The sequence below is a fragment of the Paenibacillus sp. UNC217MF genome (assembly GCF_000686865.1).
Taxonomy (GTDB): Bacteria; Bacillota; Bacilli; order Paenibacillales; family Paenibacillaceae; genus Paenibacillus_B; species Paenibacillus_B suaedae.
Window position 1 is genome coordinate 286,705 of the sequence record NZ_JMLT01000010.1, and the last position, 26,054, is coordinate 312,758.

Annotated in this window: 22 protein-coding genes; 12 read left to right on the forward strand and 10 right to left on the reverse strand. The window is 47.9% G+C overall.

What is annotated here, in order from left to right; translation table 11 throughout:
- Nucleotides 1-110: 110 nt before the first annotated feature.
- The 3 genes from BP95_RS0108505 to serC all read left to right on the forward strand — a co-directional run bounded on the left by BP95_RS0108505 (nucleotide 111) and on the right by serC (nucleotide 5,947).
- Entirely contained in the window at nucleotides 111-3,506 is a 3,396-nt protein-coding gene (locus BP95_RS0108505) for a GH36-type glycosyl hydrolase domain-containing protein (protein WP_028531903.1), read from the forward strand.
- 177 nt (nucleotides 3,507-3,683) lie between these two features.
- Nucleotides 3,684-4,649: a LacI family DNA-binding transcriptional regulator gene (locus tag BP95_RS0108510; RefSeq protein WP_021252588.1), complete on the forward strand. Its 966-nt coding sequence runs from the start codon at nucleotides 3,684-3,686 to the stop codon at nucleotides 4,647-4,649.
- Nucleotides 4,650-4,855: 206 nt separating this feature from the next.
- Entirely contained in the window at nucleotides 4,856-5,947 is a 1,092-nt protein-coding gene (gene serC, locus BP95_RS0108515; RefSeq protein ID WP_021252587.1) for a 3-phosphoserine/phosphohydroxythreonine transaminase, read from the forward strand.
- Nucleotides 5,948-6,050: 103 nt separating this feature from the next.
- On the opposite strand, the gene BP95_RS0108520 is transcribed toward serC, so the two are convergent.
- The 4 genes from BP95_RS0108520 to BP95_RS0108535 form a co-directional block, all read right to left on the reverse strand.
- Nucleotides 6,051-6,635, reverse strand: coding sequence for a DUF3238 domain-containing protein (locus BP95_RS0108520; RefSeq protein ID WP_021252586.1), 585 nt, complete (start codon nucleotides 6,633-6,635; stop codon nucleotides 6,051-6,053).
- A gap of 133 nt (nucleotides 6,636-6,768) precedes the next feature.
- Nucleotides 6,769-7,479, reverse strand: coding sequence for a response regulator transcription factor (locus BP95_RS0108525; protein WP_021252585.1), 711 nt, complete (start codon nucleotides 7,477-7,479; stop codon nucleotides 6,769-6,771).
- A 260-nt stretch (nucleotides 7,480-7,739) separates the two neighbouring features.
- Nucleotides 7,740-10,901 carry an MMPL family transporter gene (locus tag BP95_RS0108530; RefSeq protein WP_028531904.1) on the reverse strand — a complete coding sequence of 1,054 codons (3,162 nt, stop codon included), beginning with the start codon at nucleotides 10,899-10,901 and terminating at the stop codon, nucleotides 7,740-7,742.
- The gene (locus BP95_RS0108535; protein ID WP_021252583.1) at nucleotides 10,898-11,347 is read right to left on the reverse strand and encodes a MarR family winged helix-turn-helix transcriptional regulator; all 450 of its coding nucleotides are present in this window, start codon (nucleotides 11,345-11,347) and stop codon (nucleotides 10,898-10,900) included. The genes BP95_RS0108530 and BP95_RS0108535 overlap by 4 nt, the downstream gene beginning before the upstream one ends.
- Before the next feature lie 220 nt (nucleotides 11,348-11,567).
- Here BP95_RS0108535 and trmL point away from each other — a divergent pair, with 220 nt between their 5' ends.
- Together trmL and BP95_RS0108545 are read left to right on the forward strand one after the other, a co-directional pair.
- Nucleotides 11,568-12,032 (forward strand): tRNA (uridine(34)/cytosine(34)/5-carboxymethylaminomethyluridine(34)-2'-O)-methyltransferase TrmL, encoded by a 465-nt coding sequence (gene trmL, locus BP95_RS0108540; protein WP_021261527.1) that lies wholly within the window; start codon nucleotides 11,568-11,570, stop codon nucleotides 12,030-12,032.
- A gap of 143 nt (nucleotides 12,033-12,175) precedes the next feature.
- On the forward strand, nucleotides 12,176-12,424 hold the full coding sequence (locus tag BP95_RS0108545; RefSeq protein ID WP_021252581.1) for an AbrB/MazE/SpoVT family DNA-binding domain-containing protein: 249 nt from the start codon (nucleotides 12,176-12,178) through the stop codon (nucleotides 12,422-12,424).
- Nucleotides 12,425-12,572: 148 nt separating this feature from the next.
- Here the strand turns inward: BP95_RS0108545 and BP95_RS0108550 are convergent, their stop codons facing one another.
- The 4 genes from BP95_RS0108550 to BP95_RS0108570 all read right to left on the reverse strand — a co-directional run bounded on the left by BP95_RS0108550 (nucleotide 12,573) and on the right by BP95_RS0108570 (nucleotide 14,985).
- Nucleotides 12,573-12,854: a 50S ribosomal protein L25 gene (locus tag BP95_RS0108550; RefSeq protein WP_028531905.1), complete on the reverse strand. Its 282-nt coding sequence runs from the start codon at nucleotides 12,852-12,854 to the stop codon at nucleotides 12,573-12,575.
- Between the two features lie 38 nt (nucleotides 12,855-12,892).
- A complete protein-coding gene (locus BP95_RS0108555; protein ID WP_021252579.1) occupies nucleotides 12,893-13,102 on the reverse strand; it encodes a sporulation protein Cse60 in 210 nt (69 codons plus the stop codon).
- Between the two features lie 387 nt (nucleotides 13,103-13,489).
- Nucleotides 13,490-14,557 carry a phosphodiester glycosidase family protein gene (locus BP95_RS0108565; RefSeq protein WP_028531906.1) on the reverse strand — a complete coding sequence of 356 codons (1,068 nt, stop codon included), beginning with the start codon at nucleotides 14,555-14,557 and terminating at the stop codon, nucleotides 13,490-13,492.
- A gap of 17 nt (nucleotides 14,558-14,574) precedes the next feature.
- On the reverse strand, nucleotides 14,575-14,985 hold the full coding sequence (locus BP95_RS0108570; protein WP_021252577.1) for a hypothetical protein: 411 nt from the start codon (nucleotides 14,983-14,985) through the stop codon (nucleotides 14,575-14,577).
- 200 nt (nucleotides 14,986-15,185) lie between these two features.
- On the opposite strand from BP95_RS0108570, the gene BP95_RS0108575 reads away from it, so the two are divergent.
- Together BP95_RS0108575 and BP95_RS0108580 are read left to right on the forward strand one after the other, a co-directional pair.
- Complete coding sequence (locus BP95_RS0108575) at nucleotides 15,186-17,558, forward strand: sensor histidine kinase (RefSeq protein WP_028531907.1); 2,373 nt, start codon at nucleotides 15,186-15,188, stop codon at nucleotides 17,556-17,558.
- Nucleotides 17,559-17,912: 354 nt separating this feature from the next.
- Nucleotides 17,913-19,124 (forward strand): aminotransferase-like domain-containing protein, encoded by a 1,212-nt coding sequence (locus tag BP95_RS0108580; RefSeq protein ID WP_021252575.1) that lies wholly within the window; start codon nucleotides 17,913-17,915, stop codon nucleotides 19,122-19,124.
- Between the two features lie 176 nt (nucleotides 19,125-19,300).
- Here BP95_RS0108580 and BP95_RS0108585 read toward each other — a convergent pair whose 3' ends face one another.
- Nucleotides 19,301-20,203 carry a DUF2161 family putative PD-(D/E)XK-type phosphodiesterase gene (locus BP95_RS0108585; RefSeq protein WP_081819834.1) on the reverse strand — a complete coding sequence of 301 codons (903 nt, stop codon included), beginning with the start codon at nucleotides 20,201-20,203 and terminating at the stop codon, nucleotides 19,301-19,303.
- A 266-nt stretch (nucleotides 20,204-20,469) separates the two neighbouring features.
- On the opposite strand from BP95_RS0108585, the gene BP95_RS0108595 reads away from it, so the two are divergent.
- The gene (locus tag BP95_RS0108595) at nucleotides 20,470-22,365 is read left to right on the forward strand and encodes a PrkA family serine protein kinase (RefSeq protein ID WP_021252573.1); all 1,896 of its coding nucleotides are present in this window, start codon (nucleotides 20,470-20,472) and stop codon (nucleotides 22,363-22,365) included.
- A 323-nt stretch (nucleotides 22,366-22,688) separates the two neighbouring features.
- On the forward strand, nucleotides 22,689-23,231 hold the full coding sequence (locus BP95_RS0108600; protein ID WP_028531910.1) for a DUF2199 domain-containing protein: 543 nt from the start codon (nucleotides 22,689-22,691) through the stop codon (nucleotides 23,229-23,231).
- Between the two features lie 144 nt (nucleotides 23,232-23,375).
- On the opposite strand, the gene BP95_RS0108605 is transcribed toward BP95_RS0108600, so the two are convergent.
- Nucleotides 23,376-24,236 (reverse strand): DUF368 domain-containing protein, encoded by an 861-nt coding sequence (locus BP95_RS0108605; RefSeq protein WP_051249843.1) that lies wholly within the window; start codon nucleotides 24,234-24,236, stop codon nucleotides 23,376-23,378.
- Nucleotides 24,237-24,356: 120 nt separating this feature from the next.
- Here BP95_RS0108605 and BP95_RS0108610 point away from each other — a divergent pair, with 120 nt between their 5' ends.
- The 3 genes from BP95_RS0108610 to BP95_RS29900 form a co-directional block, all read left to right on the forward strand.
- Nucleotides 24,357-24,995, forward strand: a complete 639-nt coding sequence (locus BP95_RS0108610; RefSeq protein ID WP_028531911.1) for a TetR/AcrR family transcriptional regulator — start codon at nucleotides 24,357-24,359, stop codon at nucleotides 24,993-24,995.
- A 12-nt stretch (nucleotides 24,996-25,007) separates the two neighbouring features.
- The gene (locus tag BP95_RS0108615) at nucleotides 25,008-25,484 is read left to right on the forward strand and encodes a DUF4188 domain-containing protein (RefSeq protein ID WP_021252569.1); all 477 of its coding nucleotides are present in this window, start codon (nucleotides 25,008-25,010) and stop codon (nucleotides 25,482-25,484) included.
- Between the two features lie 136 nt (nucleotides 25,485-25,620).
- A partial coding sequence (locus BP95_RS29900) for a hypothetical protein (RefSeq protein WP_036666854.1) occupies nucleotides 25,621-26,054 on the forward strand: 434 nt, incomplete at its 3' end.

Here is a 26,054-nt window from a genome sequence, read left to right on the forward strand (position 1 = left end):
AATAAGAGATGAGCTAATCAAAAAAGCATAGCCTTACTAGAACAACTAGAACTAGATTTATAGATACAATAGATGCCTTGCTATGAGCTGGGATAGGAGGAAGGGCAGACATGACGACAATAGAGCGATCAACGCAGTCGAAGTTTACGATACAAGCCGGCGAATTGCGCTTTACATTTTGGCCGAGCGGTGATTTGCATCAAGCAGTTAGCGGGCAGATCATGCTCAATCAGTTGGTGACGAGTCCGCTTGATGGCTCGCTCAATAACTTATATCTGCGGATTCACGACGATTCGGGTATCCGCTTCTATCCGCTGCTCGGGATTCGCTCACGCAGCGCCGTGCGGGTGGAAGGGAACCAGGCCGTATGGGAAGGGGCCGTCGAGGGAGTAGCGTATACGGTTACCTTTGCACTTCTGAAAGAGGGCATTTGGTTCTGGGATATTGCGGTACGCGGGGAAGGTGTAACCGTCGATATCCTGTATGGCCAAGATCTTGGCATTGCTTCAGTAGGTGCGGTACGCAGCAACGAGGCGTATCTGTCGCAATATATCGATCATGCTGTCTTCGAGGATGAAGAGATCGGCTGTGTTGTATGCTCACGCCAGAATCAACCGCAAGGTGGAGTATTCCCTTATATGCAGCAGGGAGCGCTCAGCCGTGCGATTGGCTACTCGACTGACGGGTTTCAATTTTTCGGATTGTCCTATAAGGAAACCAACATACCAGTGAGTGTGATCAAGCCTTGTCTTTCCAATGAAGTGTATCAGTACGAGTGTGCCTATACTGCGCTGCAATCAGAGCGTGTTATGCTTCATGGAGAAGAGCGGTTTGTATTTTATGGCCTGTACAAAACAGACCATGCGGCTGCAATAACGGAGCTGGAGTATCGGGACGAGGTCCGGCAGGCATGGGAAGCCTACTTGTCCGAGTCAAGTCATATAGCTGCCAACGAAAAAAATGCAGCATCGAATCCGTTAAATCCTGTCCAATACAATGCCGATATTGCTGAACCCCTGCGGACGCTTTCGATGACAGAAGCAGAAGTACAGGCGCTTTTCCCGGAACGAAATCAGGAAGAGCGTATAGATGGCAAGCTGTTGTCCTTCTTCACAGATTCCTACGAGCATGTCGTGCTGAAGGAGAAGGAACTGCTCGTTGAACGTCCGCATGGTCATATCGTAATGAGCGGAACCAGCGTGAAGCTTGGCGCGCAGGTCATAACGTCGACTGCTTATATGTACGGCATTTTCAACTCGCATGTGGTGGTCGGCAACACAAATTTCAATAAAATGATGAGCAATGCCCGCAACCCGCTGAACGTGCCAAAGACGTCTGGGCAACGCGTCTATATACACTTGAACGGAAAGTATCGCCTGCTCGCGATGCCGTCCATGTTCGAGATGGGCTTCAATTACGCGCGCTGGTATTACAAGACTGACGACGACATGCTAATTGTGACGAATTACACGGCATCGGACGCGCCTGAGATCCGCTTGAACGTCCGCTCTGTGAATGGAACGGCCTATAAGTATGTGGTCACCAATCAAGTGACGATGAATGTCAACGAGTTCGAGCTTCCGGTTCACATGAAGCAGGAGGGCGGAACGCTGATCTTCCATGCGAATCGGGAATCGCTGAGCGCTAAGGTGTGCCCGAATCTTGAATATCGCATGTGGGTGGAAGGGGCGTCAGTGACGATCGGTGATGAGACGATGCTGGCAAGCGGCATCCAATCTGGTGACGCTTCACTTGTTGTCATGCAGCTTGATATGAATCAAGAATGGACGTTAACAATTCAGGGATTGCTGGACGGACGAGAGAACGCAGCGAATTCGGAACACTCCCCGGGGACACGTGATATCCAAACCGAAATGGACGCATACCGTGCATTTTTGAAAGGCTTGATGAACGAATTCCATCTATCGTATGGAGCGGGGCAGTCCGATGAGCTGTTCAAGATGAATGCCTTGGCGTGGTGGTACACACATAACATGCTCGTTCATTATGCAGTGCCGCATGGACTAGAACAGTATGGCGGAGCGGCTTGGGGAACACGTGACGTATGCCAAGGGCCAGTTGAATATTTCATGGCTACTCATAAGTACGAGCAGGTGCGGGATATTGTGAAGATGGTCTACTCCCACCAATATGAGGATGATGGAAACTGGCCGCAATGGTTTATGTTCGATGAGTACTTTACGGTACAGCAGGAGGAGAGCCACGGGGATATTATCGTGTGGCCGCTCAAGGTGCTGGGTGATTATTTGACGGCAACCGGGGATTACAGTATTTTGAAGGAAAAGGTTCCTTATACCATGAAGCAGCGTTTTGACTTTACGGCGGATAAGGCGACCATACTGGAGCATGCCATCAAGGAAATCTCGTATATTCGCAATCATTTCCTACATGATACGCATTTATCATCTTATGGCGATGGAGATTGGGATGATACGCTGCAGCCGGCGAATGCGCAGTTGAAGAAATATATGATCAGCAGTTGGACCGTGGCACTTACGTATCAAGCAATGAAGCAATTCGCTGATGTGCTGCTGGCAGTGGACAAGAAGCTAGCTGAGGAATTGCAAGAGATCGCATCCGGCATTGAACAGGACTATAAGCGCTATATGCTGCACACGGAGGTTATTCCCGGCTTCATCTATATGGAAGATCCGGCGCATGCCAAGTTGATGCTGCATCCGACAGATACGGATACTGGCATTCAATACCGGCTTCTGCCGATGACGCGCAGCATTATTGCCGAACTGGTCGATGAGAAGCAGGCTCACATTAATTATCGCTTGATTCAGGATAATCTCTCGTTCCCGGATGGTGTGCGGCTTATGAATCGACCGGCTCAATATGCGGGCGGCGTCAGCACTCACTTTAAGCGGGCTGAGCAGGCGTCGAACTTCGGACGCGAGGTAGGACTGCAGTATGTGCATGCGCATATTCGTTATGTTGAAGCGATGGCGAAGCTTGGGTGTGCGAACGATGCTTGGCGGGGCTTGGAGACGATTAATCCTGTTGGTATTCGGGAAGTCGTCCCTAACGCAGAGCTGCGCCAAAGCAATGCCTACTTCAGCAGCTCTGACGGGAAGTTTCATTCCCGGTATGAGGCGCAGGCGAATATGGATGCGCTTCGCAGTGGATCGGTGCAGGTGAAGGGCGGATGGAGAATCTACTCCAGTGGTCCGGGAATCTATATGAATCAACTAATTGCAAATGTGCTTGGTATTCGGCAGGCTGGAGGCGATTTGGTCATTGATCCTGTGCTTCCGAACACGATGGATGGGGTGCATTTTGACTATCATTTTGCCGGAAGACAGGTTACCTTCATCTATCATATTGCAGGCGGTGGCGTGAGCCGCGCGGCGATAAATGGGACGCAGGTGAATGCGGAGCGGCTGAATAACCCGTATCGGCAGGGTGGCATACAAATCGCCAGTGCGGATATGGAACCCGAATGGAAAAACGGTGCAAATCGGATTGAAATATGGATGTAAGGAAGGCAAAGGCGATCTTTTCCGGGTCGCCCTTTTCCCTATAATGCTACAATAGGGAAAGGACATCTGAAGAGCATGAACGGACATCGGCACATCTCAGTAAGACAAAGCGGCATCCGAACAGATGCAACATCATAAGGAAGAAGGATTGGTTATCAAACGGAGGATTGAGGACACGTGGTCAGTATAAAGGATATCGCTAAAAAAGCAGGAGTGTCAATTTCAACGGTATCTTATGCCCTGAATGGCAGCAGCAAGGTGACGGATGAGACAAGCTCAAAAATATTGGCTATTGCCAGAGAATTGAACTATGTACCGAACGCCGCTGCCCGCAATTTGAAAAAAAGAGAAACGAAGATCATCGGCGCCTTTTTAACAGACTTCAAGGGCGAAGTATATGGCGAATTGCTGGACGGCATGAAGAAGGTATGCAATGCGCAGGGCTATGATCTGATCGTATGCAGTGGGAAGCAGTCTCACCGTATGCTGCCGGAACGAATGATCGACGGCGCCGTCATTCTCGATCAGACGTTCACGAGCGAGGAACTGCTTATGTACGCTGATCGCAATCATAAGATTGTGGTGATGGATCGGGAATTGGATCATCCGAACATTAATCAGGTGCTGTTGGATAACAAGGCGGGTGCGACCTTGGCGACGGAATATTTGGTGGAGCAGGGGCACCAGAAGATTTATATTGTGACAGGCCCGCCTGGATCATATGATTCCGAGCAGCGGATGAAGGCAGTGAAGCTCGTATCGGATCGGGCAGCGAATGTAGAGTGGGTTGAAATCGTCGGCGACTTCAACAAAAGCGGCGGTGAAAAGGCTGCCGAGCAAATCATGCAGGAGTACACTAGGCCAGCTGCTGTATTCTGCTTGAACGATGAGATGGCGGTTGGGTTGTATAATCGCATATCAGATACAGAGCTCCGTGTTGGCGAGGATATTCATCTGATCGGGTTTGACAATATTGAGCTGACTCGCTATATGCAGCCGCGACTCGCAACCATCGATTATTCCAAGCACAAGTGGGGCTCGCTCGCATGCGAGCAGCTGCTTAAGATGATTGCGGAGGAGAAGGTTGAGCATGAGCGCGTCTACGTTACCCTCGTTAAGGGGGAATCCGTAGGTAAAGCTTAACCATTATGGGTTCAACTATACCTTATAAGTAATGAGTATCGCTCGATGACTAAGTCAATCTATTGCAAAACATATGGATTGCTCCTTGATGGCGAACCCAAATACTGCTATCATTATCGATAAAATATCGCTAGCAGAAGACGTTCGGATCATTTTATGGACGCCTACGAACATGCTAGTCATGGAGACAAAGGTGGGAGAAACCGATGGGACAACATCGCGCGTACAATTTTAATGCAGGGCCGGCAGCGCTGCCGCTGGCTGTATTGGAGCGAGCACAAGCCGAATTCGTAGATTTTCAAGAGCAAGGCATGTCCATTATGGAAATGTCGCACCGCGGAGCGGTATATGAACAGGTTCATAATGAAGCGAAACAATTGCTGAAGGAACTGCTGAACATTCCTTCCGGGTACGATGTATTGTTCCTGCAAGGCGGAGCTAGCACACAATTCGCGATGGTGCCGATGAATTTGCTCACTGAAGGCAAAGTAGGCGCATATGTACATACCGGAAGCTGGGCGGAGAAAGCAATTAAAGAAGCCGAGCTGATTGGTGCAACGCGCGTTATTGCTTCGACAGAAGCGGATCGCTTTATGCGCGTTCCGACGCCAGAAGAGGTAGTCGCACCAGAGGATGCGGCCTATGTGCACATCACTTCCAATGAGACAATTGGCGGAACGCAGTACCATGCTTATCCAGACAGTGGTTCTGTACCCCTTATTGGGGATTTGTCCAGTGACATTTTGTGCCGTCCAGTAGATGTATCCAAGTTCGGCATGATCTACGCAGGCGCTCAGAAGAATCTGGGGCCATCTGGAGTAACCGTCGTCATTGCGAAGGAAGAACTAATTGCGAGCAGCCCGAAGACGATTCCGACGATGCTTCGCTACAGTACTCATTATAAAAATAATTCCTTGTACAATACACCACCTTCCTTCTCCATCTACATGGTCAATCTGGTGCTGCAATGGCTGAAGGAGCGCGGCGGGCTTGAGCAGGTTGAACGCGATAACCAAGCTAAGGCAGAACTCTTGTACAGCACGATTGATGCTAGCGGAGAGTTCTATCGCGGCTGTGCGGAGCGCGGAAGCCGCTCCCTTATGAACGTGACCTTCCGCTTGGCGGACGAAGAGCTTGAGAAGGCCTTCATTAAGCAAGCTGGCGAAGCAGGATTCGTAGGTCTGAAAGGACACCGCAGCGTTGGCGGGCTCCGTGCTTCCATCTATAACGCAGTTCCATACGAGAGCTGTGAGGCTCTTGCGCAGTTCATGAAGCAGTTCCAACAGCGCAACGGTTAAAGGGAAACGTGAAATCATTGTTCTTATAAGTAACAACGAGTTAGTGGGGAGTGTTTCCCGCTAACTCGTTTTTTTGTATGCGTGTATTGAGTGCCAATTTCCGTTATAACACTTTTTTGAAATGGTACTCCATTTCCCCGGCCAGAGCTTGAGCGGTATCTCCGGTTTCTCTGAAATCATGAATATAGATTTGTTTAAATGCCCCAAAGTCTACTTGCTTATAAAATTCAAAACACGGGAATCCATCATGGCTGCCCTCAACTTCAACGGCACCATTTTCTGTAACTCGTATGTGTAATAAATAATCAACAGGAGGCGCAAGTGCTAATAATGGATTACTGGCACTTGCACGCATTTGGAACATGACTTCATTAGATCCCCAACGAATATGGGAACACAAAATTCCCTCTGTACTGGCTTTGCCGGTTCTTTTATGCTCAGAGCCATCTGGGTGAGTCACTTTTTCGGTTGTGATGCCAGTATTCGAATAGGAGAACACTTCCTTTTTATAAAAATCAACAACAACTTCTTGCTCAACTCTGGAACGCATCGCGTTTACGGCATACGGTGTAAATTCGCGAGTGTCGCCTTCGTATTGAATGATATTTCCCGTATCCAACTCTTGCTTCGGCTCCGTCCAAGACATAGGTATAAAAACACTTGCTCGAATTTTAACGATGTTCGCCATAGCAACCTCCATGGTCATGTAATTGTGTTCGTTCATTCATAATAGCCCAGTGAGTTGATTATGCAGGAAAAACAAATAAAAACCCCGCCTGCTCGGGGAAACAGGCGGGGCTATATCGGAAATGAGGAATAAGTTAGGCCAAGTGACGCTTTGTCGGTTCTGTAAGCTTGTAGCCTACATTGCGAATCGTCATGATATATTCAGGGCTGCGCGCGTTTTTCTCCAGCTTGTCGCGCAGATGGCTAATATGGACATCGACGATGCGTGTATCGCCGAGGAAGTGATAATCCCATACGCCGTGCAGCAGCTGCTGTCGGCTCAATACCTTGCCGCGATGACGGCATAGGAAGACGAGCAGTTCGAACTCTTTCGGAGTTAACTCCACATCCCGGCCTTCCAGCTTCACTTCACGCTGATCCGCCATGACGTGCAGACTGCCGATTTGGTACACCTGTCCTTCATCTACAAGAGGAAGGGAACGGATGCGGCGCATAACAGCCTGAATGCGGGATATAAGCTCCTGCGGGGAGAAAGGCTTCGTCATATAATCGTCAGCCCCATTATCTAATCCATCAATCTTATCGCCTATTTCATGCATCGCTGTCAGCATAATGACAGGCACCATATTGTTCGCCACGCGCAGCTTGCGGCATACTTCCAATCCATCGCTCTTCGGCAGCATGCGGTCAAGTATGATCAGATCTGGACGGAAAGTGGATAGAACATCAAATACAGCCTCCCCATCATAAACACACAGAACGTCATAGCCGGCCAGCTTCAAATTATATTCAATGAGGGTAGAGATTGAAGGTTCGTCATCAACAACTAAAATTTTGGATTTCAAAATAGTCCCTCCCACAATTCTTTTAGTAAGTAATCGGTTGAACGATTTACTGCATTCGATATCGTGCACCGATCGAATGCCATATACCAACATTATGAAGGATATTCGTCAGCGGCATATTAAGCAAACGTAAACTGGGTGTAAAAAATAGAGGAACCGATGCTCGGTTCCTCTTCAACATTGCGGATGTATTTCATGTGATCAATGGATATTTAATGGATATTCAATGGATTAATACTCAAGTGACCTAGAAAAGCAGTTTAGGCACTAACTTGCTGTTTCGCTTTCTCGTCCAGCTGCTTATGGAAGAACGGCCACCAGTTGGCAGAACCGAACGTCTTGACCATGACGGGTACGAAGAACGGCAGGATGAGGAATGTATACAGGGTAAGTCCGGATAATACGACAGTTGCAATTTGCATCATGGACAGTACGCCTGATGGATAGAAGGAAGCAAATGTTCCTCCTAAGATGATTACGGCAGAAATAATAACCGTCCCCATATTTTTCATCGCGTATAGGATTGCATCCTTCACATCCAGATGCTTATTCTCATTGAAGCGCTCCATCAAGAAGATGCTGTAATCGACGCCAAGTGCCATCAGCATAACGAAGCCGAAGAATGGAGCTGCCCATGTAACGCCGGAGTAATCCAGCATCTTCGTAAAGATCACTTCCGTAATTCCCATCGAAGTGAAGAAGGTAAGCAGCAAGGATGCTACGATATACAGCGGCATAATGATGGATCGGAACAGGACAATCAGGATGAGTAATATGCCGATGATCATGTACGTTACAGTTCTCATATAATCTTCACCAGACATTTGCTTCAAGTCGGCAAACGTGCTCGATACACCGCCAACTGCGATCGTCGCCTTTTCCAAGGAAGTTCCCTTCACACTGCGATCCACAGCTGCCTTCACAGCGTCGATCCGATCGATAGCCGGGGTTCCATATGGATTATCAGCAAAGATGACGTCCAAGGTCATTACACTGCGATCCTCGGATAAGTACATATCGAGCGCTTTGCGGAAGGCGTCATTCGTTAATACTTCATCAGGAACGAACCAGCCGCCAAGCTCTTTATCGGGCGCTGTACTTACATTTTGCAAATATCCCTGAGCAGAGTTGAGCCCATCCGATACTTGCGTCAATCCATCGGCTCCATCCTTCAAGCCGGTCGTCAGCTTGCCAATCTGATCAGATAATTGCGAGAAGCCGTCTCCGATCTGTTTTTGGCCAGCTTGAAGTTTATCAAGTCCTGTTATGATGCCAGGGACTTTGCTAATGATTTGGCCTTGGCCACTGGCTGCCTGCTTCAGACCTGACTCTAGCTGCGAGATGCCTGCAATGAGCTGATCGAACCCTGATGCCAGCGCCTTCTGGCCGGTAGTGGCTTGCTCGTAGCCTTGGTTCGCCTGAGCCATGCCTCCGTTTACTTTCGCTAATGTAGATTGCATCTGTCCAAGAGCGCCGGATAATTGGGCTGCCCCTTGCCCAGCAGCGGTTACGGTACCGCGAATCGCCATATAATCAGCGTCTCTCAACAAATCAGGGAATCGTTCCTCCAAGCTGGCGAACCGAGTCGTTAACGATTGCAGCGATTTGGTCAATTCGCTGAATTGTGTATTCATTTGGCCAACGCCGCTTGTTATTTCAGTGAGACCTTGCCCAATCTGCTTATAGGTATCGAGCAGCTTCTGATGGGCTTGGCCCAGCTTTTGCGCACTCTCCTTGGCCTGCTTCAGACCTTGCTGCAGTTGGCCGGCACCGGCAGAACCATCGCGAATGCCAGATTCAATGCGGCCAAGTCCCTCATTCAGCTGCTTGATTCCGGATTTCAGTTCTTCGGTTCCCGCGGTGAGCTGTGCTGCTCCGCTAGCTGCCTCTTTGAGCTTAGGCTCGTTTTTGCTTAATTCGTTGCTCGCTTCGGACAATCCATCTTTAATTTTGGATAATCCGTCATTTCCCTTGGACAGGCCGCTGTCAAGTGTCTTGATCTGTTCGGTAATTTGGAAGTCCTTGATTTCATCGCCTGCAGGTCGGCTAAGGCTGCGAACGCCCGATACACCATCTACCTTAATCAGCTCACGGCTCATTTTCTCAGCTACGGCCATATATTCGCCCACCTGAAGCGGGGAAGAGCTCTTGATGACGACCTGGGTTGGCATGGATTCGCCAGGCTCGAAGCTGTCTGCAATAATATTAAAGGCTTTGACGGAATCGTATTTATCACCGATTTCCTCCAAGCTGTTAAACGATACTTCACCTTTATAGGATATTAGGAATGGCACAGTGACGGCTGCAACCACGAGCATCGCTGCCAGCGGTCGGCGCAGTGAGAATGAGCCAATGGCACCCCACGAACGGCTTTCTTTATGCTCAATCGATTTCTTCGCTGGCCAGAACAGCTTCTTGCCGAGCACGGCCATGAAGAACGGTACGACCGTTACTAACGCGAGCAGCATAATCGCAATTCCAATGGCAACTGCAACGGCAGAACGATACAAATTGAATTCGGAAAATCCAATCACGGAAAAACCGACAAGTACGGCGATTCCGGAGAAGAGGACTGTTTTGCCGGCAGTACGGTACGTAGCGGCAATCGCATCCCATAGATCGTCGTGCTTAGCGAGCTCTTCCTTATACCGACTGAGGAGCAGGATGCAGTAATCCGTTCCAATTCCGAATAAGACAGCCACCATAAAGATTTGCGTGAACGTCGATAACGGGAATTGGGTGCTTTCGACAAGAAATGCGACAATGGATTGTGAAATGATGTAGCTCAGACCGACTGTTAGCAGCGGAATGAAGGCTGCGACGATCGAGCGGAAGACGAAAAATAGGATGGCTAGAATGAATACAACGGTAATCAGTTCCGACTTCTTCAAGCCCTCTTGTGAGCTGACGAGTTGGTCATTTTCAATCAGCTTGCGACCGGTAATGTAGTGTTCAACAGAAGTAGAAGCAAGTTCTTTATTGATTTGATCACGAATTTCTACCGGATTCGCTGTCTCGGTACTGACTGACAGGGAGGTGAGTACGGTTTTGTTGTCTTTGGAAATTAATTTATCCTTCAATTCCGACTGTCCGTATGGTTCGAGCATGGAGACGATATGAAGGCTGTTTTTGTTTTGATTGAGCTGCTGAATAGCATGCAGAATATCTTTGGTATCCTTATCCGTCAATCCATTTGGATTATGGAAGACCAGTGCCATACTCGTTTCATGTGCATTGCCTTTCGCATTGGACACTTCATCCATGATGCGGATCGCTTCTGCAGAGGAGTAGCCGTCAGGTACGCCAATCGTACCATGCTCCTTCACAAGCTCAGATAGCGACGGTGCTGCTATGGCAAGAATAACAGCAACCGCAATCCAGGCCGTCATGACGGCCCATCTTGCTTTTAGTATCGTTTTCATGTTTGATTCTTCCCTTCTGTCATCAAGCGGGCGAGCTTCTCGTACGTCCCGATGAAGGTTTCGACTTCCGTTTCATTGAAATGAGTCAGATAAGAGGAGACAATATCCTGTACCTGCTTATCCACTTGCTCATAGACCATCTGCCCTTCCTCGGTTAAGGACAGTTCGATGACGCGACGATCCTCCTCAGCAGGTGTTCGTTCTACATATCCGTGATCGACAAGTCTATTTATAATGGCGGTAATGGAGCTCTTGACGACCTTGAATACAGCGGCCAGATCGGTGGAAGTGCACTGCCCTCGCTGATGAAGTACGCACATAATCTGGTATTGATCGATGGTTAGATGATTGGGGATTGCTTCTCCGATCTCGTTAAATAAATGCTTCACTACTGTAAATTCTGCGGCTATATACCGTTCGATGACGGTTTTGGCATCTCGTTTCACAACAATAGCTCCCTTATGATATTAAATGGTTCGATAATCAAATCGTTCAATAGTCGAATCATTCGATTGTAGAACTATAATAATTCATGCAAAATCCAATGTCAAACCCACCTCTATGAACATGGTGCAATAAGATCAATTTACTTGCTGTGCACGGAAATCTATAGGCTTGCCATATTGGTGTATAATATAACAATGAAATATGTGAGGTGAACATCAGATGGCTTTCAACATCGTTCTGGTTGAACCAGAAATACCAGCTAACACAGGAAATATTGCGCGCACTTGCGCAGCGACGGGTACTCATCTGCACTTGGTTCGTCCACTCGGGTTCCGAACGGACGATGCGACCTTGAAGCGTGCAGGTCTCGATTATTGGTATGCAGTAACGATTCATTACTATGATTCGTTCCAAGAACTTCAGGAGAAATACAAGGACGGCCGCTTCTTCTACTCGACGAAGAAAGCAGACAACTGCTACAGTGACTTCTCGTTCCAGGATGGGGACTTCTTCGTATTCGGCAAGGAGACAAAAGGTCTCCCTGAGGAGATCATTCATGCGAATCCAGAGACATGCATGCGCATGCCAATGACGGATAAGGTACGGTCACTCAACTTGTCTAATGCAGCGGCAATTGTCGTATATGAAGCACTGCGTCAAGTAGACTTCTTTAATTTGCGGTAATTGCACCATATTACAAGATTTGAATAAAAACGAATTGAATTGACAAATTTCAGCAGGATTTTGGATCGAGGCATCGAAGTAGTAGGGGCAGTAGTTTCGAGGGTAAACATGAGAGAAGAGAATATTCAAGAGAGGTGGAACTGATGAAACCTGCCGGTGTTGTCCGTAAAGTCGATCAGCTGGGACGTATCGTACTTCCCAAATCGCTGAGGAAGCGCTACCAGATGAACGAAGGGGATCCTGTTGAAATTTTGGTTCAAGGAGATCATATTATTTTAGAGCGCTACCGTCCGAAATGCGTATTTTGTGGGTCAATGGATGGGGTAGCGGATTTCAAGGATCGATACATATGCGCACAATGTATGCATGACATGACTCACTTGGCTCGATAAAGAGAAACAAGAGGCGAAGCATCACACTCGGTGATGCTTCTTTTTAATTTGTGGAGCTATAAATAAAATTAGCCAAGGGGAGAAGAGATTCTCCGACCTTGGCTGTATGATTATACTTGTAGTAGTGCTTGAAGGAAATGCAGGGGAATTACACACGCAGTAAGTCAGCATGCACAATGTCATTCGTAACAGGATGACGCTGAATCTCCTTGACGGTAGCCGTAATCGAATCTGCCCCGTCTAAGCTGAGTTCCAACTGGCTGCTTGTCGTATCTCTGACCCACATGGAGAACTTCTTCTCATCCAAGTGAAGATTCACGCTCGTCCCCTTGTGCAGCAGGACACAAGGCAGCCGTCCATCCTTGCGAAGCTGCCGCAGTGTTCCTCGATCCTCGCTGTTTCTTGTTACTGCCTGAAAATGCTGCATCATGACAAACCTCTCCTTTTCAAATGTTCGGTGTATCGCAGCTATGGCTCATGCTTCCCAGCAGGAACGCTAGCTGTCCGATAGATGACCAATATACAGCTTCTTTGCTCGGAGATTTCGCGATTTGGGCGATAACCTGCCGAGTATTTAATCTCAATAACTTGCTCTTCCTGCAGCGTTGCCAAAAACTCATTTGCCTTCTGCTCCGCTGTCACTGAGCCTACGTCTACAAACTCTCTTACCTGGATCATTGCATCAGTCCTTTCCTCACAGTAGACCATTAAATGTAAAATCCTATAAATATGCACGAAGGCATCTCGCCCCAGTGGGGTGAAATGCCTCGTTATTCTTATCGTATCAAGTTAGGTAACGGGTGTCAATCCAACCGGATGTATCCATATTTAGAAATGGAAGCATAAAAAGAAGCCTTCCGCAATCGGAAAGCTCCTTCTTCTTACAAGCCGCTCGTCTTATCCTCATTGTAGCCAGCTGTTAACATAGCTACGATGAACATTGCGAATACGAGCATAATGATCCCAAAAGTTACGGACATGATATGCACACCCCCAATGGATGCCTTTATTATACCCAAAACATACCAAAATGAAAATATGAAATGCAGGTTGTTCCGTAAGTTGTCATTTGAAGAACAAGAAATGAGTAGGAAGAGATCGCATCTCGCCATCAGATGGTGTGTTGACAACTCGTCCATTGAATACAAGCGTCGATGAGCCTCCACCATCCAGGTTGTATGCATCTCTTACGCCGAGATTCGCCAGCTTGCGCTGCAGTTCCTCCAACGTAGCACCGGAGCTGCCGCCTTCGTTATAGCCGTCAACAACTAAGATGAGCAGCTGATCATCCTTGTAATTGCCGATAACGGTACGGGGCGCCCTCGCGGGTGACGTCTTCCATTTATCAGGGATCGTAAGACTCGCACCATTCTTTAATAGAACAGGGACGAAGGTTGCTCCATATTCAGGCTTAAGCTTGTCCAGCTCTTCCTTCTGATAGAACTGTCCGCCAATCAAGCGGGAATTGATGTCCATGCCGACGAAGGACAGATTCTTGAAGCTTGGCTCGAATGAGGGGACGTATTTGCCATTCACCACGGTCGTTCCAAGTGGATAGCGTTTGCCTCTGCTCTCTGCATAACCGCCAGCGTTAATGCCAGCAATGGCATTATGCCGCTTCACAGCTTGCATCGTCGTCTCCGATCCACCATACTCGTCGCGGCCAAGCGTCATTTGCATTGCCTGCGGATCCTTCAATTTGACCTTCATCGCATATCCACGATAAGTGGGCTGATTGATTGTGTATAATTCCGCGCGCAGCTTCTCGCTGTCGATGCGCTCCTTCGGTGTGCCGAGCCGCGATGATATCCGGCGATCATAGATACGCTCTGGCCGCTTCGCTTGGCTATTCGCCGATTGAACGATGTCATTCATCGTTGTGGTCGTCCGATTATACAAGGTAGAGATACGTCGTACGGATTCGATTGTATAGACGGCCGTCGCCTTCGCTTGATCCAATTGAGCGGATACTTGAGCCTGCGTCTTATTGAATGCTGCTGGCTCCGCAAGCGGCTTGTTATCGAATTGAAGCGATACGCTCTGCGAAGAGATCAGCATCCAGATCATCATGCCAAGAAAAGGTGCAGTGATCATCATGAAGAGCCGATTGACCACTTTTACTTGCAATTTCATAAAAACCGCCTCGCTTGTTATTTCAACAAATCCATCTTCTTCTGCAGCTCCGCAAGCTGCTTCTTCACTTCGTTCAATTGTGTATACAGCTTGTTGCTGTTGTCCGTTTTGTTCGAAGTATTATCCTTTGTAAACGTAAGTAGTTCATTGAACGATTGAACTTTGCTTTGCATGGCATCCATCTTCTTATTTAACTCGCCGAGCTGCTTTTCATAGTCTAATTTGACTTGCTGCAGTTGGGCCTCGGTTTGCACTTGAATTTCCTGAAGCATTGTTTTCTTCATATGGGTGCTGTAGAAGTAGGTAGCCGTTACTCCAATACCGATCATAATGACCCAGAAGAGGAGAAACCATTTGGCGCTAGCTCCGCTCGTCTTCGTTCGGGAGCGACGTGCCGTGTCGCGTTCCGTCTGTGCTGTTGGTTGCAATTGAATCACCTCGAAAGAAGTCGAATGGTAACGTAAAAACATTACCCATTCTAGCATGAATTCTATCATTATTGGGGGAAGAGATGCAAAATTCATACAAATCTTGCATTGAAGTTACAGGAAGCGTTCGTTAGAATAAAGAAAGGTTTGTGATGAAATTTGTCGATAAATGATTCTTCTGTCAGGGGTAAAGAAGAGAGATGGAGAAAAAAGGAATAAAATCGAAAAATTTGAAAACGATTACAAAAATAGGGTTATTAGTATTACTCGTATTGCAGTGCTGGTTCGTATTTGTAACGGTTCGGTATCCTTATTTAGGGATTCGTGTGCAGGTAGAGCAAGGGGTATGGACAATCGCCGAATTCTCAAAAGAGGCATTCGCGACAAGACACCACCTGCAGGTTGGTGACCGGATCATTAGCATTAACGGCAACCCGCCAAATGAACATCCAACCGTCCGACGATGGCACACGATTGAACAAGCGGAATATATCGTTATTGATCACTCTGGGCATAGCAGGCTTATCGATATAGCGTACGAACCTCGTCATCCGTTTTCCGGAGTGCTGCCGTTTGCGAGTGAGTTTATCTTCATTGTACTTGCAGGATACATATGGTGGAAGGAACGTTCCAGCTTGTCCATGAGAATGTTGTCCTGCTTGCTGCTTATAATGGTCATCATCTATATGAGCATGGGAGCTACATTCCGGGGAGATATGCTTGGTCAGATTATTATTTGGTGCGCCGTAGCCTTAATACCGATCGTTCTGCTGCACTTCATTGCACAATTTTTCTATGAGAAAGCGGGTATCGCATATTCACGGCGCGGCATTCACGTGTTCTATGGAATCGTTGGCTTATACTTTGTGTTAAAAACAACGCTTCTTATGACCGATTATGTGTACGATGTGTACCAAATTGACAATATCGTAGCCGATTGGCTCTTTGTGAGCGGAGTGGCCTACAATTTCTATTGGATCGCATCCACTTATTATCGCAATCGGTTAAGCTCACCTCATATCGCATCTGTCATTCGTTATGTGTGGATATGGATGGGGATTGCATTTACACCAATCCTGTTATTGACCTATGTTCCAATGATATTCCGTCAGGATCCGCTTGTACCGCCGCTATTAACGGGGTGGTTCACATTGCTGCTGCCATTAAGCTTTGTGTATTTGAATCGCTTCCATAAATTGTCTGACTTTGAGATCGTCATTAAGCGGGTCGTGTCGCTTGTTCTTATCGCCATGGTTCCGGGGGCGCTCCTTGTTGGATTGAATGCGATCATCTTTGTTGAATCTCATACGATCGTGCAGCATATATTCAGCTTTGGCTTTATCGTTATCTTATTGTCCGTTCTGCTGTACAGCTTCCCATACTTCAATCGGAAGCTTACAACAGCAATTTATCCGAGCAATCAGCGGCTGAAGGAGTCGCTGCAGCTGATTACGGCTCAATTAACTGCACTAGATACGATGCAGGAATGGAGCAAGGCGATCCTCTACTCCCTCATCAAGACCTTGAAGGTTCGGGGGGCAGCACTTGTGATCAAAAACCCGCATAATGATATCGAGCTCTATATTGATGGTGGACTCGATGCAACAGATGTGGAGCGGCGAGTTCGTTCGGGTCAATTCTATTCCGAGTCGGCTTATTGGTTCGAGGTTGAGCGGCATGATGTGTACATTGCGTATTTGGTAGTCGCACATCGTGAAGATGGAGCTGAGCTGAACATGGAGGAACAAGAATGGATACGTCAGTTAATCCGCTATATGAATATCGGCATGAAGAAAGTGATGATGATTCATTTGCTGAATACGCAAGTAGAGCAGCTGAAACGGGAAACCGAACGGAAGCCTGTAACCTTGCAATCCTTAACAACAGGGCCGTGGGTGATTGAGAAAATGTTCGGCTCTATGGAGAAGGACAAAGGAAAACTGTCCAACATGCTGCAGCATACGGTTATGCGGCGCTTGCATGATGTTGGCATGCAGCTTGATGCCATTCACGCAAACACGGAAGCGACCGCTGTTCGGGAGCAGCTAGCTCAAGTAGAGAAGCAGTTGACAGACGTGAATATGGAACTGCGGCATACCTGTCTGGGGCTTGATCCGCAGCTTATGCACACGGCGGGCTTCGCTAATGCGGTTCGGCAATATATTGAAGGGGAATGCGGAGAGTGGAGCGAGCGCGTTCATTTCCAAGTGGATCAGGAAGCTGGGATTGATGCACTGTATCCGGCTATGAAGCTGCATGTATTCCGTATGGTGCAGGAGCTTCTGCATAATTCAGCCCAGCATGCTTATGCCAAAAATATTGACCTTCAAGTACGTAAGGATGAAGGGCAAATTGTCATTCTATATGAAGATGATGGAGTTGGTTTTGAAGCAGCAGCTGTGTTCAATGAACGTGCGAAGGTGAAGGGACTGAAGCTCCTCCGTGCCCGTGTTCTTCTGTTGAATGGCAGTATGACGTGGGATGCTTCACCAGGAGAAGGCGTCTGCATTATTATTTCGATTCCATTCCGCATGATGTATGGACTGCTTCGCGGAGGAGAGCCAAGCGCATAGCGGGTAGTTAAGGTTAATTTCATCATGATTGCATATGAAAAAGGAGCGTCTCATCACCAGCTTCGGTGACAGGGTGCTCCTTTTTTGGACGATAACATGAGCTGTTGTATCTTGATCGATTATTAAAATGTATTGGGGTATAGTAGTTACCTTCGATAAGACATAGAATAGTAGTAGTATTGCACCCAGCAATGAAGGGGCTTTAAACTTTGCGTTCAATTTCTATATCATGTATTTATGATGCCGGATGCGCTTACATGTGACAAGATTGTGATGACTGCAAATCATACTCACCATTGCATTAATAAAGCGTTGGGTGTATCATTTTTGGAAATAGGAAGGGATGATACCGTTATGCAATATAATTTTTCTGCTCGCGTTCGCTCTGTAGAGAGCTCGGTAGTGCGCGATATTTTGAAATTAACACAGGGCAAGTCGATAATCTCTTTCGCTGGAGGATTACCGGCAGACGAACTGTTCCCAATTGATGCGATTCGTGAAGCTTCTGAGCGTGTATTCCGTCAAGGCCCGCAAGCCTTGCAATACGGATTGACAGAAGGTGCCGTTGTGCTGCGTGAGAGACTGGCTGCTCGTATGCAAGCCAATCGCGGCATTGAATCGGAAGCAGATGAGATTCTAGTTACATCAGGCTCTCAGCAAGCGATTGACTTGTACGCAAGAGCATTGCTGGATCCAGGTGATGTTGTCCTCGTGGAGAATCCAACTTATCTTGCTTGCCTGCAAGTGCTTGGTTCCTACAGCGCCCGCATCATTCCGGTGGAGAGCGACAGCAACGGTATGGTTCCGGAAGATTTGGCTGCTAAGCTGAAAGAACATAATCCGAAATTTGTATATGTAGTACCAACGTTCAGCAATCCGACAGGGCGAGTATGGAGCCTGGAGCGCAGACAAGCGTTGTTGGATCTATGCCGCGAGCATGAAGTTCTCATATTTGAGGATGATCCATACGGAGATTTGAAGTTTACAGATAACAAGGTACCTAATATCGCTTCCCTGGAAGGGAAAACAGAGGAGCGAATTGTAGCCTATACGAGCACGTTCAGTAAGACAGTTGCCCCGGGACTGCGCACAGGCTGGATCGTTGCGGATAAGCAGGTTATTCGCATGATGGCTCGGGCGAAGCAATCTGCGGATCTCCATTCCAGTGTTCTGGATCAGCTGATCCTTAGTGAGATGCTCTTGCCAGAAGTATTTGATCTGGATGGACATATTCGCAAGCTGTCTTCCGTGTACAAAGAACGAATGGAGACGATGGCCTCCGAATTGCAGCAGGAGATGTGGAAGGACGCGAAGTGGAATACGCCTCAAGGCGGCATGTTCTTCTGGGTAGAGCTTCCTGAAGGCTTGGATGCCCAAGCATTGCTCAAGGTTGCTGTAGAGAAGGGTGTAGCATTCGTTCCGGGCATGTCCTTCTATGCAGGTGAACCAAATCGCAACACAATGCGTCTTAACTATTCGTTTGCGCAGCCGAGTGTCATCCGTACCGGAATGGAGCGCCTGACAGAGGCAGCCTCCGAATTCTTGGGCCGTTACTCTGGTGTGTAAGCAATCGTACGCAATACGTTCGTAAATGTAGAGATCATGAGAAGCAAGCAGTCCTGTCTGGGCTGCTTGCTTTTTATTTGAAACTGGATGGGGTTAGAAGTGGATTGCATTGGACAGGTCTCAGATAGAAGGCTAACGATCTGTTGCCGCGACAGGGTGATAAATCCGAAAATGGACTAAGGCGATAATCCTGGCAGCTGCGCAAGAATATTCGCATATTGTGCAATAGCCGCTGTCCCTTCGGAGGTCAATGCATAAATCCCCCGGCTCTGGCGTTCGAACCACCCGTAGTAATTTTTCTGCAAAATGCTGGCCGCATCACCAACTCCAGCTCTGCTGCGAACAACTGCAGCTCGAAGCGGGCCCTCCTGCAGAACATTAGCCACTCGAAGCGCTTTCTCACGATAGGCTGTAACGAGCGGCTGCTTCGTCGTGCCGCCTACGTTATAGTCGCCGCTGCGCGCATGGAATTCACGGACAAGCCTTGCAGCTCTAGTCTTGGAAGTTCTGACTGGCTTCGGCTTATATACGGCTTGATCTGCTTGCTCTACCCATCCAGGAGGATGACAGATTGCCTCTACAAATGGCGCCTTTCGTTTATAGAAGGTGACGAGCAGAAATCCTAATCCGAGCCGTTCGCATAATTGTCGAAGTCCGGATACCGGGTGGCTGCTGCGGGTTGCTTTTTTTTTGGCTACAGCAACGTATACGGTCGACGACAGCTTTAAGCGATCAAGCGCCTGAAGCAGCAGCGTTACGTTGAAGGAAGACTTCAATTCGATAATAATCGGCTCTGCTTCCGGCGCATCTGGGCGGATAGCAACCATATCACAATGGCGAACCTCACCTCGAACATGATATCCAATCGCTTCAAAGTACGTCTTAATTGGGGCGTACAGCTCTGATTCTTTAAGAATGACTCTAGACGAGTCCACTTGCTTCTCTCTCGTCTCCTCCGTCTCATGTTGTTGCTCCAGCTCTGCTGCGATTGAATCCGAGCGGACAGGCGATGCACGCTGTGAGCGTGCAGATTGTTTCGTTTTTTTGGCTCGAGTAGAAGGGGATGTTGATTTGCCCATACGAACGGTTTCTCCTTTCCCGATGAAAAAGGGGGACAAATCTTGTGATGATTTCTCCGGGCCTCTTTCCTATAACTCTTCGTCCCATTATACCATGCTCATGATCGAACCAAAGGTTGGGCTTGTATATGCAGAAAATTTCGTGATATTCACAGGCTTGTTCCGCATAGTTATGTAGTACACTAATTTTTTCTCTAAAGTGAGACAGACGCAAAGCGGCGATGGAGGGCTGTGTTGCAAATCGGGAGCAATGGAGGTTTAAAGGGATGGACATATTCAAACGGATTTCAGAACATCGTGCCGAAAGTGAACAATTGGCCTGGACCGGAACATTTAAACAATATGTCGAGTTGCTGCGTCGTGACCCCGCTCCGGCGATGACGGCACATGCGCGCGTGTATGAGATGATTGCGTCGTATGGTGTGGAAGAGGTTAACGGGCAGACCAGATATAAGTTTTTCGATAAGGAAATATTCGGTCTTGACCGTGCCATTGAGAAGCTGGTGGAAGAATATTTTCACTCTGCTGCGAAGCGGCTTGATGTGCGGAAGCGGATATTGCTATTGATGGGGCCTGTGAGCGGAGGGAAATCAACCCTGGTCACGATGCTGAAGCGGGGCATGGAGCAGTTCTCCCGAACCGAGCGGGGAGCTATATATGCAATCAAGGGCTGCCCTATGCATGAAGAACCGCTGCACCTGATACCGAATGAACTTCGGCCTGAGGTTGAGCGCGAGCTGGGTGTTCGCATTGAGGGAAATCTCTGCCCGTCTTGCCAACTGCGATTGAAGACGGAATATGACAACGACATCGAGCGGGTACTGGTGGAACGAGTGCTTGTATCGGAGGAAAATCGGATTGGGATCGGGACATTCAGTCCATCGGATCCGAAGTCGCAGGATATTGCGGACTTAACGGGAAGCATTGACTTCTCTACGATAACGGAGTTTGGTTCGGAGTCTGATCCGCGCGCGTATCGGTTCGATGGGGAACTGAACAAGGCGAACCGCGGCTTGATGGAATTCCAGGAGATGCTGAAGTGCGATGAGAAGTTCCTGTGGAATCTGCTGTCGCTCACACAGGAGGGGAATTTCAAAGCTGGACGATTTGCGCTGATTTCGGCCGATGAGCTCATCATCGCTCACACCAATGAGGCGGAGTACAAAGGCTTCATCGCGAACAAGAAGAATGAGGCGCTTCAATCCCGTATGATTGTCATGCCGATCCCGTATAACTTGAAGGTGTCGCAGGAAGAGCGCATCTATTCGAAGCTGATCAGTCAGAGCGATATGGGTCATGTTCATATTGCGCCGCATGCGCTCAAGGCAGCTGCTATATTCTCCATCTTGACCCGATTGAAGGAGAGCAAGAAGCAGGGCATGGATTTAGTGAAGAAGATGCGGATGTACGATGGTGAAGAGGTAGAAGGCTATAAGGACAATGATCTGAAGGAAATGCAAAGTGAATTTTCCGAGGAAGGGATGTCAGGCGTAGATCCTCGATATGTTATTAACCGGATATCAAGTGCGCTTATAAAGCAGAATCTTCAATGCATTAACGCATTAGATGTACTGCGTGCCTTGAAGGACGGCTTGGATCAGCATGCTTCGATTACGAAGGAGGAACGGGAACGATATCTCAACTATATCTCGATTGCTCGCAAAGAGTACGACAGCCTTGCGAAGAAGGAAGTGCAGAAGGCATTTGTCTATTCGTTCGAAGAATCTGCGAAGACCTTGTTCGAGAATTATCTAGACAATATTGAGGCATTCTGCAATTGGAAGAAGATCCGCGATCCGCTTACGGATGAGGAGCTGGATCCAGATGAGCGGCTTATGCGCTCAATTGAGGAACAAATCGGCGTATCGGAAAATGCGAAGAAGGCGTTCCGGGAAGAGATCCTCATTCGGCTGTCTTCGTATTCACGCAAGGGACGCAAATTCGATTACAACAGCCATGACCGATTGCGTGAGGCGGTAGAGAAGAAGCTGTTCTCTGACTTGAAGGATATCGTCAAGATTACGACGTCCACGAAAACGCCAGATGAAACGCAGTTGAAACGCATTAATGAGGTCTCAGCCAGACTGATGGAGGAACATGGGTATTGCCCAGTTTGCGCCAATGAATTGCTTCGCTATGTAGGGAGCTTGCTTAATCGTTAATCTATAAAGATGGAACGACGGATCATATTTTACATTTCCACCTGCAGCTGCCGCATGCAGGTTTTTTTATGGGAAGATTCATGACCACGAGCTGTCATTAGGATGCGATTGACTTTCACGTAGATTCTATCTGCAACTTCTATCTGATTTACCTCTGAAACAGAGGGGAGAAATATCGAATAAAGGCGCATTTTTTTATCATTCGACACGAACAGACAATATTTTTGTTGTACTTTGTAGAATTTTGTTGAGAAATGTTCACAATTTCCCTCTTTCATTTTCCCTATTTTTGCGTAAAAAATAAGTAGAGGGAGTGGAGAGATATGGAAGAGAGAGAAAGTAGAGCAGAATTGCTAGGAAAACGCCGGAGGCATCGCACACGATTAAGGAAGCCAAGCGATGCTCCTGTGGCGAGTGTGTACACGGATTGTACAGCACCATTCTATGTAACGGAGATTGAGCCGTGGGAACGGGAAGAACGGTGTCAATTGACGCCGGATGAATGCATCATGGACGATGAATATTACTATATACACAGCAGATTGACAGTTCCGTTCCGCAATGGCAGAGGGCAAGTGAGCTGGGATGTATGGGTTCAAATTAATCCCGAACATGTGCGGCATTCGGCATCCAGCAAGGTGCGCCACGTGAAGGGACGCCTATCATCTGCAATTCCAGGCTACCCGGATACATTGACATTGCCTGTGCAATTGACATTCCAGGGCTCATCGAAGCTGCCAGAGGCGCATCTTGGCGAGGCGGAGCATCCGCTCTATGAGGAGCAGCAGGAAGGTTTATCCTTCCAACGCTGGCTTGAGCTGCGTCCGCTGCATAATCAATATCACCAGCTGTCAGATGCCCGTTAGAGGCATAGCACGTATAATATTGGCACCTTACCTACACATTTCTACATCATATCGTGCATTCATATAGCAAGGCACCTTATCTTCTGATAATAAGATGAGGTGCCTTGCTGTCGTATAAGCAATCATGTTGTAGTCGAAGCTCTATCATTGCGGCTGCTGCTTCCCTAATCCATAGGCAGCAGCAAATCCAAGAATCATCATTAGGATGCTAATGGCAAGTGTACCGATTGAGCCGTTCAGTCCTGGATAAACAACGGCCAGAGAGCCAACGACCATGCCGATAATAATGGCATACATGATTGATGGGAACTTGGCAAGCAAGAAGCGGATGAACTTCGTGCTAACAATGAATCCGACGATTACCCCGGCGCCAATAATGGCAATGAGCGGCAAGTTCAGTGTTGACAAGGCGTGAATTGCCGTCGGATAAGCGCCGAGCAGGAGTAATACGAATGAACCGCTTACTCCAGGCAGAATCATTGCCATGCTTCCCAGCCATCCAGCGAAAAATAAAAATACCCCTGAGGATGCTGTAAGCTCAATAATCGAGTTATGATCGTCTGGTTTGAAAAACGCTGTGCACGCTACGGCAGCAGCTCCAATCAGCAGCAGAATATAGTGGACAGGCTTGAAGTTGCGCGATCCATCTGCTTCTCTCCACAAAAATGGCAATATACCAACAATAAGACCAAGGAAGAAGAAAAAGGTTGGCTGCGGATGCTCGGCCAATAGCCACTTCATTACTTTACTAAGCAGCAAAATCGCTGAACCGACACCGATGCCTAACGGAATGAGGAAGCCTAGATGCTTCTTCCACTCCCGGCTGAAGAACCCGCTGATTGAAGCGATCAGTTTCTCATAGAATCCGAGTACAACGGCAATTGTACCCCCACTTACTCCGGGAATCAGGTCACTTGCCCCAATCAGAATCCCGCGAATAATATTTTTCCATTCAAACACGTATCTATCTCCTTTTCTATAGTTACTTACCACTCCATTGTACATAAAAAGGGCACAGAGTCCAAACGAAGGGGAATTTACGCTCGTCAAAAAAGTTTACTTGAGTTAATTTAATTACTCAGGTATATTTAAAGCATTGCCGGCAAGAAAGGATTGGAAATAGAAATGGTGATGTTGAATGTCCCGCTGAGAGAGCGGAAGAAGGCAAAGACAAAAATAGCACTTTACGAAGCTTGCTTGGACATGAGTGTGAAGCAATCCTTTCGTGAGATGAAAGTGGAAGATATATGTGCGCAAGTGGAAGTGTCGAAGGTGACCTTTTTTAAGTGCTTCCCGAAAAAGGAAGATGTGCTTGTCTATTACATGTGCGTGTGGTTGACGAAGCGCTGGCTAGAAATCGACGAACAGGGGCTACGGGGCTGGGATGCTGCCAAGCATTTATTCGCCTGCATTGTTGAGGATGACCATGCTCGGCCGGGCATCATGCTGCGTCTTGTGGGACTGCTTGCAGAAGAGAAGATGCATCCACTTATGCCGATGTTGACGGATGCTGAGATTCATCTGCTTTTCCCTGGGAAAGAGGAGCGGGCTCGCGCAATTGATCCAAATCTTTATGTGCTCATGCGGCGCATTGCTGAAGAGGCGATCGCCAAAGGAGAAGCCACAGAACGTTATAGTGTCGGGCAAATGACGGAAATGCTGTTTACGATTTTTTATGGAACCTATTTAACGGCTCATCTTATGATGCGCGGAGATGATATTATGGCCTGTTATATGGAGCATTTAGAAGTGCTAGCTAAATAGGGAGGGATAGAGATGGGGATCCATATGGGGCGCTTTGCGGCCAAGATGGAAGGCTCATTCGTTGTCTTTATTATCGGGATGAGAGTGAATCGTTGGCTTGCGGTACGCAAATGGCTGCCAGTCGCACGGGCCATGCCGCGTATGATGAAGGAGCTGTATCAAGAGAAGGAGCATGGCTTTCTGCATGCCGAATATTTTATTGGGCGAAATGGTCCGATGCTGGTGCAGTACTGGCGTTCCTACGATGACTTAGAGCGGTATGCCAGAAACGGGTTCCATAAGGAAACATGGCGCAAGTTCCATCAGACCGGCAAGGCCGGGGAGGTTGGCGTTTACCATGAGACGTATCAGATTGAACCTGGCCAGTATGAAGCGGTCTATAACTACATGCCTGCATTCGGACTTGGCAAGGCAGGTCAGCTCATTCCTGTAGAGGCTTCCAATCACAGTTCCCGTCAGCGTATGAACCAGTCTAAAGTAGGAGGTTGATGTTTGTTTCATCGGCTGCTTGAATTTTTCTGTAAAATGCATAATTGTTCCTCTTGTTCATCCATACTAACATCGTGCGCCGTGAATATGAATGCGGCATACGGATAAGATGCGATCGCATAGGAGGAATAGGCATATGTCGAATGAATACTTGCGCCAGCCAGGTCAACAACAATTTCGGGATTTGGTGCAGCAGGTGAACGAAGGAACGTCCAATCCGGTATCTTATACAAGCAATAGTGCCAGCTATGGAACGGGAATCTCTTCTGGCTATGGTATGAGCAGCAACTTGGGTTCTGGAAGCTATGGAGCGTTAAACGTTGATGGGACAAGAGGTGCATCTCTTCAACCGTCAGGATACCTACATAGCTATACTTCACAACAGTCTGAACAAAATGTAGTACCGAACAACTTTCAATCGAGCGGGTATGTAGGCAGCATCACTTCACAGACACATGGTGCACAACAGAACGTCGTACCGAACAGCTTCCAGCCGACAGGCCAAGTGCAAAGCATTACAGCGCAAACGCATGGAGCGCATCAAAATGTAGTGCCGAACAGCTTCCAGCC

Coding starts and splice junctions, on each gene's coding strand:
- BP95_RS0108595 (WP_021252573.1), top strand. CDS start 20,470: ATGGACATATTCAAACGGATTTCAGAACATCGTGCCGAAAGTGAACAA.
- BP95_RS0108580 (WP_021252575.1), top strand. CDS start 17,913: ATGCAATATAATTTTTCTGCTCGCGTTCGCTCTGTAGAGAGCTCGGTA.
- BP95_RS0108610 (WP_028531911.1), top strand. CDS start 24,357: ATGGTGATGTTGAATGTCCCGCTGAGAGAGCGGAAGAAGGCAAAGACA.
- BP95_RS0108565 (WP_028531906.1), bottom strand. CDS start 14,557: ATGAAATTGCAAGTAAAAGTGGTCAATCGGCTCTTCATGATGATCACT.
- BP95_RS0108585 (WP_081819834.1), bottom strand. CDS start 20,203: ATGGGCAAATCAACATCCCCTTCTACTCGAGCCAAAAAAACGAAACAA.
- BP95_RS0108505 (WP_028531903.1), top strand. CDS start 111: ATGACGACAATAGAGCGATCAACGCAGTCGAAGTTTACGATACAAGCC.
- BP95_RS0108615 (WP_021252569.1), top strand. CDS start 25,008: ATGGGGATCCATATGGGGCGCTTTGCGGCCAAGATGGAAGGCTCATTC.
- trmL (WP_021261527.1), top strand. CDS start 11,568: ATGGCTTTCAACATCGTTCTGGTTGAACCAGAAATACCAGCTAACACA.
- BP95_RS0108530 (WP_028531904.1), bottom strand. CDS start 10,901: ATGAAAACGATACTAAAAGCAAGATGGGCCGTCATGACGGCCTGGATT.
- BP95_RS0108555 (WP_021252579.1), bottom strand. CDS start 13,102: ATGATCCAGGTAAGAGAGTTTGTAGACGTAGGCTCAGTGACAGCGGAG.
- BP95_RS0108520 (WP_021252586.1), bottom strand. CDS start 6,635: ATGGCGAACATCGTTAAAATTCGAGCAAGTGTTTTTATACCTATGTCT.
- BP95_RS0108600 (WP_028531910.1), top strand. CDS start 22,689: ATGGAAGAGAGAGAAAGTAGAGCAGAATTGCTAGGAAAACGCCGGAGG.
- serC (WP_021252587.1), top strand. CDS start 4,856: ATGGGACAACATCGCGCGTACAATTTTAATGCAGGGCCGGCAGCGCTG.
- BP95_RS0108605 (WP_051249843.1), bottom strand. CDS start 24,236: ATGTACAATGGAGTGGTAAGTAACTATAGAAAAGGAGATAGATACGTG.
- BP95_RS0108575 (WP_028531907.1), top strand. CDS start 15,186: ATGGAGAAAAAAGGAATAAAATCGAAAAATTTGAAAACGATTACAAAA.
- BP95_RS0108545 (WP_021252581.1), top strand. CDS start 12,176: ATGAAACCTGCCGGTGTTGTCCGTAAAGTCGATCAGCTGGGACGTATC.
- BP95_RS0108550 (WP_028531905.1), bottom strand. CDS start 12,854: ATGATGCAGCATTTTCAGGCAGTAACAAGAAACAGCGAGGATCGAGGA.